This is a genomic window from Candidatus Tectomicrobia bacterium (genome assembly GCA_016192135.1).
Classification (GTDB): Bacteria; UBA8248; UBA8248; order UBA8248; family UBA8248; genus 2-12-FULL-69-37.
Genome location: JACPUR010000010.1, coordinates 24,312 through 33,292 on the forward strand (window position 1 = coordinate 24,312; position 8,981 = coordinate 33,292).

The window sequence follows — 8,981 nt, forward strand, 5'->3', positions numbered from 1 at the left end:
GGGACATCCGGAGGATGGTGGACCGCATCGTCCGGCGGTTCCGGCCGGAGCGGGTCATCCTCTTCGGCTCCCACGCCCGGGGGGATGGCGGGCCCGACAGCGACGTGGACCTGCTCGTGGTGATGCCGGTTTCGGGCTCGAAGCGGGAGAAGGCGGTCGAGATCGGCGTGGCGCTCCACGACATCCGCGTGCCGAAGGACATCATCGTGACAACTCCCGATGACTTTGCATGGCGCAAGGAAGTCGTCGGCACCATCGCGCGGCCCGCGGCACGAGAAGGCAAGGTGCTGTATGAGCGCTCTTGAGCGCTCGCTCAGAATTGTTTACGGCTGGATTGAGAAGGCGGAGAACGACCTGAAGAACGCCATGCTGGCTCTGAAAGCCGGCGAGGAATGTCCCGCCGACACCGTGGCATTCCATGCCCAGCAATGCGTTGAAAAATATCTAAAGGCATATTTCGCCTTCAAGAGCATCGAATTTCCTAGAACCCACGACATTGAGGAACTGGCAGCGTTGTTGGAGCCGGGCAGCCGCATTGGGCTTTCCATCAAAGAGCAGCGGCGTTTTACCGCCTACGCCACCGTCACACGGTATCCAGGGGAATATGAGCCGGTATCTCTCGCCGAGGCCCGCCGGGCGAGGAAGGAGATCCGGAGGCTTCTGCCCAAAGAGGCGCGGCGAGGCAGATGAAGCGCCGGCCCCCAGCCGCGGCCGAGGCGTGAGAGCCCGGCGAAAGCGGCATCTCGGACCCAACATGCCGAAAAAACCCTGGCGGAGACTAAACAATCCGAAATTGGACTTCCGGAATCCGGTTTGACGGCCCAGGCCCTCTCCCCTAGAATGCCGCCCCAGGATGCGAGAGGGACACCCTGAGGCTCCCTCCTTCGGGAGCGGGAGGCGCGCGGGCGCGCCGCCGCCTGATGTGCTTCCAACCCCCCTGAACCGGGTCCCGCACGGGGCCGCTGACGGAAATTCCGGGAAGAGAAAAACCCCTCTTCCCCCGCTGTTTCGGTTCCCCTGTTTCCTCTTTCCTCTTCAAGGAGAGCAGCGATGGCCTTCGAACTTCCGAAGCTGGACTACGACTACAAAGCTCTCGAGCCCCACATCGACGCGCAGACGATGGAGATCCACCACTCCAAGCACCACAACACGTACACGACCAACCTGAACAACCTCGTCAAGGGCACCGACCTGGAGAAGAAGTCCATCGAGGACATCCTCGCCAACATCAACTCGGTGCCCGCCGACAAGCGCGGCGGCGTCAACTTCAACGGCGGGGGCTACGACAACCACAACATCTTCTGGAAGATCATGAAGCCGGGCGGGGGCGGCGAGCCCACCGGGGCGGTGGCCGACGCCATCAAGAAGGCCTTCGGCGACTTCGCCAAGCTCAAGGACGAGTTCACCAAGGCCGCCGTGGGCGTCCAGGGCAGCGGCTGGGGCTGGGTCGTCACCAAGAAGGGCTCGGGCACGGTCGAGATCAAGACCATGCCCAACCAGACCAGCCCGCGCACCGAGGGCTACATCCCGCTCATGGGCGTGGACGTCTGGGAGCACGCCTACTACCTCAAGTACCAGAACCGCCGGCCCGACTACGTCGCCGCGTGGTGGAACACCATCAACTGGGCCGAGGTGAACAGCCGCCTCCAGGCCGCGAAGTAGGACTTCCGGACCGTCAGAAAAGAGGAGAGAGCGCCGATGGCTCTCAAGGTGGGGGACACCGCCCCCGACTTCGAGCTTCCCCAGGCCCAGGGCAAGGGGCCCGCGATCAAGCTCAGCGACTACAAGGGCAAGAAGAACGTGCTGCTCTGCTTCTACCCGTTCGACTTCTCCTCCGTGTGCAGCGAGCAGCTCCCGGCCTACCAGGCCCAGAAGGACAAGTTCGCCAAGGCCGACACCGAGGTCATCGGCGTCAGCGCCGACAGCCCCTTCGCCCACGCCGCGTGGGCCGAGAAGCACGGCATCGAGTTCCCCCTGCTGAGCGACTTCTTCAGCAACAAGAAGACCATCCAGTCCTACGGCCTGCTCCACGAGCGGGGCATGAGCAACCGCGCCGTCGTGCTCATCGACAAGCAGGGCAAGATCGTCCACATGGAGGTCACGCCCTCGCCCCCCGAGAAGCCCGACGACAACAAGCTCTTCGCCGCGCTGGAGAAGCTGAAGTAGGGGCATCCGCCTGAACAGGCCCGGCGCGGGGCTTCCCCCGCGCCGGGTTTTTTTGGGGCCGATCCTTGGCCTCGGGGCCGCCGGGTGTAGTATGCTTCGCCCCTAGGGCCATTTCGAGAGAACCTTGGCGCCCCTACGGATGACCGCCGCGATGGTGGCTTTTTGGGCGTTCCTCAAGGGAAAGGAGCCCCGTGTCCCTCGTCACCGAGAGCATCGCCTCGCCCGGCTTCACCGTCTCGATCGAGCTCTTCCCGCCCAAGGGGGAGAAGGCGGCCGAGCGCGCCCTGCGCGAGGCGGAGGAGATCCACGCCGGGATGGAGGTGGCCTTCACCTCCGTCACCTACGGGGCCGGGGGCACCACCCGGGAGGGCACCCTGGAGCTCGTCCTGGACCTCGCCCGGCGCCACCCGGGCCGGGTGGTGGCCCACCTGACCTGCATCGGCGCGAACGAGGGGGAGATGGGCTCCCTCCTCGCCACCTATCTCAAGCACGGGATGCGCGACATCCTCGCCCTGCGTGGGGACCTGCCCGACGGCATGGCGCCCGAGCAGGCCGCGGCGGGGGGCTTCCGCCACGCCATCGACCTGGTGCAGTATCTCCGAAAGCTCGGCGGCTTCGCCTCGGTGGGGGTGGCCTGCTTCCCCGAGGGCCACCCCGAAACCCCGGACCTCGCCCGCCACCTCGCCCACTTCGCGGCCAAGGCGGAGGCCGGAGGGGACTACGCCGTCTCCCAGTTCTTCTTCGAGAACCACCTCTGGGAGCGCTTCATGGAGGAGTGCGCCAGGCGGCGCATCGCCATCCCCCTCGCCCCCGGCATCATGCCCGTTCGCGACCTGGAGCAGCTCCTGCGCTTCGCCGTCCGCTGCGGCGCCACCGTCCCCAAGTTCGTCGTGGACGCCCTCGCCCCCTACAAGGACGATCCCGAGGGCTTCAAGGACCGCTCCGCCGACCTGGCCGCGGCCCAGATCGAGGGCCTCCAGCGGCTCGGCGTGCGCCACGCCCACCTCTACTCCCTCAACAAGAGCGACATCGTCATCAAGATGGCGGACCGGCTCGGGTGGCGGAAGGCGGCGCGTTAGAGGCGACGGGGCGGACGGCCAAGAGATGTCATTCTGAGCGACCGAAGGGAGCGAAGAATCTCGGTTAAACCGAGATGCTTCGCTTCGCTCAGCATGACACTGTAAAACAGAAGCAGATTCCTCGCGGAGTTTACCCTGAGCGCAAGCGCAGGGCTCGGAATGACACCGAAAAGCAAGGCGCCTCGTGTTCCCCCAACAAAAACGGCCCGGGCCGGAGCCCGGGCCGTTCCAGAGAATGCGTGGGGATGTACCAGGGGTCTACTCGCAGCCGCACCTCTCCCCGGCCGGGGCGGCGGCGAGCATCCCGCCCTCGGTCGGGTGGCCGTCGCGCCTCCACCAGTCGAGACCGCCGATGAGCTCCTTCACCCGGAAGCCCAGCTTGAGCATGTTGAGCGCCCCCTTGGTCGAGGCGTTGCAGCCGATCCCGTCGCAGTAGGTGACGACGAGGGCGTGGCGGTCGATGCCGGCCACGGTCTCGGGCGCCATCCGGCGGTGGGGGATGCTGATCGCGCCGGGGATGCGCTCGCGCGCGTGGGCCTCGGGGGAGCGGGCGTCCACGACCACGACGTTCCCGCCCGCCTCGAGGGCCTCCCGGAGGTCCCACGAGTCGATCTCGTAGGCCAGCTTCTCCGCGTAATGCCTGAGCTGCTCGTCCATCATGGCTTCCGCTTCTCCTTCTCTGCTTAAGTCTGTTTCCCTACTTGAGCGGCGCGGGGAGCAGGGTCTCCCCCATCAGGTGGCGGTCCACCGCCTGGGCGCAGGAGCGGCCCTCGGCGATGGCCCAGACGATGAGGGACTGCCCGCGCTGCATGTCGCCGCAGGTGAAGACGCCGGGCACGTTCGTCATCCAGTCCGCGCCGCGCTTGACGTTCCCCCGCTCGGTCAGCTCCACGCCCAGCTCCTCGAGCATCCCCTTGCGCTCCGGGCCGAGGAAGCCCATGGCGAGCAGCACCAGCTCGGCCGGGTACTCCTTTTCGGTGCCGGGCACCTCGGGGAACGACAGGCGCCCGTTCTCCTGTTTCATCTCCACCGTGACGAGGCGGAGCCTCTTGACCCGCCCGCCCTCGCCCTCGAAGCATTTGGTCGAGACGGAGTAGAGCCGCTCGCCGCCTTCCTCGTGGGCCGACGAGGTGCGGAATATCTGGGGGTAGAGCGGCCAGGGGTTCGAGGGCGCCCGCGAGTCCGGCGGGCGGGGCAGCAATTCGAGCTGGAGGACGGAGGCCGCCCCCTGGCGGTGCGCCGTGCCCAGGCAGTCGGCCCCGGTGTCGCCCCCGCCGATGATGACGACGTGCTTGCCCTTGGCGGTGATGATCTTCTCCGGCGGGAGCTTGTCTCCCTCGCAGAGGCGGTTCGAGAGGGGGAGGTACTCCATCGCGAAGTGGATGCCCTGGAGCTCGCGCCCCGGGATGGGGAGGTCGCGCGGAAAGGTGGCCCCCCCGGCGAGGACCAGGGCGTCGTGCTCCCGGCGGAGCTTCCCGGCCGGCACGTTCACCCCGATGTGGGAGTTCGGGCGGAAGACGACGCCCTCCTCCTCCATGAGCCTGAGCCGGCGGTCGAGGACCCGCTTCTCCATCTTGAACTCGGGGATGCCGTAGCGGAGGAGCCCCCCGATGCGGTCCGCGCGCTCGTAGACGGTGACCTCGTGGCCGGCGCGGCAGAGCTGCTGGGCGCAGGCCAGGCCCGAGGGGCCGGAGCCCACGACGGCGATCTTCTTTCCGGTGCGCGCCCGCGGGAGGACGGGCCTCACCCAGCCCTCCTCGAAGGCGCGGTCGACGATCGAAACCTCAATCTGCTTGATGGTCACCGGGTCGCTGTGGATGCCGAGGACGCAGGCCCCCTCGCAGGGCGCCGGGCAGAGGCGCCCGGTGAATTCCGGGAAGTTGTTGGTGGCGTGCAGGCGGTCGATCGCGTCGCGCCAGCGGTTGCGGTAGACGAGGTCGTTCCAGTCCGGGATGAGGTTCCCGAGCGGACAGCCGTCGTGGCAGAAGGGGATGCCGCAGTCCATGCACCGGGCGCCCTGCGTCTTGAGCCTCTCCTCCTCGAAGGGGAGGTAGACCTCCCTCCAGTCGAGCACCCGGAGCTCGGAGGGCCGCCGCTTCGGCAGCTCCCGCTGGAACTCGACGAAACCGGTCGGCTTACCCATGCGCCCCCTCCATCACCGCGACCTCCCAGGGGATACCCTGCTCCTTGGCGCGCTTCATCGCGGTCAGGGCGCGCTTGTAGTCGCGCGGCATGACCTTCACGAATTTCGGCTGCAGCTCCGCCCAGCGGGCGAGCACGCGCTGCGCCACTTCGCTGCCCGTGTAGTTGGCATGGTTGCGGATGAGGGTCTTGACCTCCTCGACGTCGTCCGGCACCACCAGCTCCTCGAGATCCACCATCTCCATGTTGCAGCGGCGCCGGAAGTCCCCCGCCTCGTCGAGGACGTAGGCGACCCCGCCGGACATGCCGGCGGCGAAGTTCCGGCCCGTGCGGCCGAGCACGACGACCCGGCCGCCCGTCATGTACTCGCAGCCGTGGTCGCCCACGCCCTCCACCACCGCGTGGGCCCCGCTGTTGCGCACGCCGAAGCGCTCGCCCCCGAGGCCGCGGAAGTAGGCCTCGCCGCTCGTGGCGCCGTAGAGGGCCACGTTGCCGATGAGGATGTTCTTCTCGGCCACGAAGGTCGCGGCCTTGGGCGGGAAGACGATGAGCTTGCCGCCCGAGAGGCCCTTGCCGATGTAGTCGTTCGAGTCGCCCTCGAGGGTGAGCGTGATGCCCTTGGGGATGAAGGCCCCGAAGCTCTGCCCGGCCGAACCCTTGAAGTGGATGGAGATGGTGTCCTCGGGCAGGCCCTCGGCGCCGTGGCGCCGGGTCACCTCGGAGCCCAGGATGGTGCCCACCGTGCGGTTCACGTTCTGGATGGGCAGGTGGAGCATCACCGGGGACCTGCTCTCGATGGCATCCCGGCAGGCCGGGAGGATGGTGGTCACGTCGAGCGTCTTCTCGATGCCGTGGTCCTGGCCGCGCACGCGCCGGATGGCCACGCCCGGCCCCATGTCGGGCTTGTGGAGGATGGCCGAGTAGTCGAGGCCCTTCGCCTTCCAGTGGTCCAGCGCCTTGCGGACGTTGATGCGGTCCACGCGGCCGATCATCTCGTCCATGGTGCGGAAGCCGAGCATGGACATGTACTCGCGCACCTCCTCCGCGATGAAGCGGAAGAAGTTCTCGACGAACTCGGGCTTGCCGGTGAACTTCTTGCGGAGCTCGGGGTCCTGAGTGGCGATGCCCACCGGGCAGGTGTTGAGGTGGCAGACCCGCATCATCACGCAGCCCATGACCACGAGGGGCGCGGTGGCGAAGCCGAACTCGTCCGCCCCGAGCAGGGCGGCGATGACCACGTCGCGGCCCGTCTTGAGCTGGCCGTCCACCTGGACGACGATCCGGTCGCGCAGCTTGTTCAGCACGAGCACCTGCTGGGTCTCGGCCAGGCCGAGCTCCCAAGGGGTGCCGGCGTGCTTGATGCTTGTGAGCGGGGAGGCCCCGGTGCCGCCGTCGTGGCCCGAGATGAGCACCACGTCCGAGTGGGCCTTGGCCACCCCGGCCGCCACGGTGCCCACGCCCACCTCCGAGACGAGCTTCACGTGGATGCGCGCCCGGGGGTTCGAGTTCTTGAGGTCGTAGATGAGCTGGGCCAGGTCCTCGATGGAGTAGATGTCGTGGTGCGGCGGGGGCGAGATGAGGCCCACGCCCGGGGTCGAGTACCGCACCTTGGCGATCCAGGGGTAGACCTTTCCGCCCGGGAGCTGGCCGCCCTCGCCCGGCTTGGCCCCCTGGGCCATCTTGATCTGGAGGTCGTCCGCGTTCACGAGATACTCGCTCGTCACCCCGAAGCGGCCCGAGGCCACCTGCTTGATGGCGCTGCGGCGCGAGTCCCCGTTCGGGTCGGGGACGTAGCGGGCGGGGTCCTCCCCCCCCTCGCCGGTGTTGGACTTGCCGCCCAGGCGGTTCATGGCGATGGCGAGGGTCTCGTGGGCCTCGAGGCTGATGGAGCCGTAGGACATGGCCCCGGTCGCGAACCGCCGGACGATGGACTCGACCGGCTCGACCTCCTCGAGGGGCACCGGCTTGCGGGCCGGCCGGAACTCGAAGAGCCCGCGCAGGGTGGCCAAGCCCTTGCTCTGATCGTCCACCCGCTTGGTGTATTCCTGGAAGACGCCGAATTGCCCCGTCCGGGTGGCGTGCTGGAGCTTGAAGACGGTTTCGGGATTGAAGAGATGGATCTCGCCCTCCCGCCGCCACTGGATCTCGCCGCCCACGTCCAGGGCGGGCTTGCCCGCGGGCCGCTCGGGGAAGGCCCGGCGGTGGCGGATGAGCGTCTCCTCGGTCACCACGTCGAGGCCGATGCCTCCGATGCGCGAGGGCGTCCAGGTGAAGTAGCGGTCCACGAAGTCCTTGTCGAGGCCCACGGCCTCGAACACCTGGGCGCCGCAATAGGACTGCACGGTGGAGATGCCCATCTTCGAGATGACCTTCAGGATCCCCTTCTTGAGCGCCTTGATGTAGTTCTTCACGGACGTCTTGTGGTCGAGGCCGATCAGGGCGCCGTCCCGGATCATGTCGTCCAGCGTCTCGAAGGCGAGATACGGGTTGATGGCGTTCGCCCCGTAGCCGATGAGCACGCACATGTGATGCACCTGGCGCGCCTGGCCGGTCTCCAGGACGAGGCCCACCTTGGTGCGCGTCCCCGAGCGGACGAGGTGGTGATGGAGGCCCGCCGTGGCCAGCAGGGCCGGGATGGGAGCCATCTTCTCGTTCACGCCACGGTCCGAGATCACGATGATGTTGTGCCCCTGCCCGATGGCGCGGTCGGCCTGGCGGAAGAGCTCGTCGAGCGCGTCCTGGAGCCCTTTCACGCCCCCCGCGGCCGGGAAGAGGATGGGCAGCCGGGCCGTCTTGAAGGAGGGATGCCTCACGTGGGCGATCCTGGCCAGCGCCTCGTTGTCGAGAATGGGCGAGTCGAGCTTGATCTGCCGGCAGGAGGCCTCGTCGGGCTTGAGCAGGTTGCCGCTCGCCCCGATGGTGATGGACATCTGGGTCACCAGCTCCTCGCGGATGGCGTCCAGCGGAGGGTTCGTCACCTGGGCGAAGAGCTGCTTGAAGTAGTCGTAGAGCAGCCGGGAGCGGTTGGAGAGAACGGGCAGGGCCGTGTCGGTGCCCATGGAGCCCACCGGATCGTCGCCCCTCGTGGCCATGGGCGCGAGGAAGAAGCGCAGGTCCTCCTCGGTGTAGCCGAAGGCCATCTGCCGCTGGAGCACGGTCTCGTGGTCGGGCTCGGGCAGCTCAGGCGCGTCGGGGAGCTTCTCGAGGGGAACGAGGTTCTCCCGGAGCCATTTCTTGTAGGGCAGGGCCGCGGCGTAGCGCCGCTTGATCTCCTCGTCGTCGATGATGCGTCCCTCTTCCGTGTTCACCAGGAAGATGCGGCCCGGGTGCAGCCGCTCCTTGAGGAGGACGTTCTCCGGCAGGACCTCGAGCACCCCGACCTCGGAGGCCATGATGACCAGGCCGTCCTTGGTCACGTAGTAGCGCGAGGGCCGCAGGCCGTTGCGGTCGAGGACGGCGCCGATGGTGGTGCCGTCGGTGAAGGCGATGGAGGCCGGGCCGTCCCAGGGCTCCATGATGCAGCCGTGGTACTCGTAGAAGGCCTTGCGCTCCTCGTCCATGGACTCGTGGCCGCTCCACGGCTCGGGGATCATC

Annotated in this window: 8 protein-coding genes; 5 read left to right on the forward strand and 3 right to left on the reverse strand. The window is 67.8% G+C overall.

Translation table 11 applies throughout. The features are described from left to right. Nucleotides 1-14 precede the first annotated feature (14 nt). The 5 genes from HYZ11_03955 (at nt 15) to HYZ11_03975 (ending at nt 3,245) form a co-directional block, all read left to right on the forward strand. Nucleotides 15-305 (forward strand): nucleotidyltransferase domain-containing protein, encoded by a 291-nt coding sequence (locus HYZ11_03955; protein ID MBI3126740.1) that lies wholly within the window; start codon nt 15-17, stop codon nt 303-305. Further along, nucleotides 292-690 carry a HEPN domain-containing protein gene (locus HYZ11_03960; GenBank protein MBI3126741.1) on the forward strand — a complete coding sequence of 133 codons (399 nt, stop codon included), beginning with the start codon at nt 292-294 and terminating at the stop codon, nt 688-690. The genes HYZ11_03955 and HYZ11_03960 overlap by 14 nt, the downstream gene beginning before the upstream one ends. 360 nt (nt 691-1,050) lie before the next feature. After that, entirely contained in the window at nt 1,051-1,662 is a 612-nt protein-coding gene (locus HYZ11_03965; GenBank protein ID MBI3126742.1) for a superoxide dismutase, read from the forward strand. A 36-nt stretch (nt 1,663-1,698) separates the two neighbouring features. Beyond that, a complete protein-coding gene (locus HYZ11_03970; GenBank protein MBI3126743.1) occupies nt 1,699-2,166 on the forward strand; it encodes a peroxiredoxin in 468 nt (155 codons plus the stop codon). 191 nt (nt 2,167-2,357) lie between these two features. Continuing rightward, nucleotides 2,358-3,245, forward strand: a complete 888-nt coding sequence (locus tag HYZ11_03975) for a methylenetetrahydrofolate reductase (GenBank protein MBI3126744.1) — start codon at nt 2,358-2,360, stop codon at nt 3,243-3,245. Nucleotides 3,246-3,503: 258 nt separating this feature from the next. On the opposite strand, the gene HYZ11_03980 is transcribed toward HYZ11_03975, so the two are convergent. The 3 genes from HYZ11_03980 to gltB all read right to left on the reverse strand — a co-directional run. Beyond that, entirely contained in the window at nt 3,504-3,902 is a 399-nt protein-coding gene (locus HYZ11_03980; protein ID MBI3126745.1) for a rhodanese-like domain-containing protein, read from the reverse strand. A gap of 40 nt (nt 3,903-3,942) precedes the next feature. Continuing rightward, nucleotides 3,943-5,388 carry a glutamate synthase subunit beta gene (locus HYZ11_03985; GenBank protein ID MBI3126746.1) on the reverse strand — a complete coding sequence of 482 codons (1,446 nt, stop codon included), beginning with the start codon at nt 5,386-5,388 and terminating at the stop codon, nt 3,943-3,945. After that, nucleotides 5,381-8,981: glutamate synthase large subunit (gene gltB, locus HYZ11_03990; protein MBI3126747.1), on the reverse strand; the 3,601-nt coding region annotated here is incomplete at its 5' end. The genes gltB and HYZ11_03985, both read right to left, overlap by 8 nt.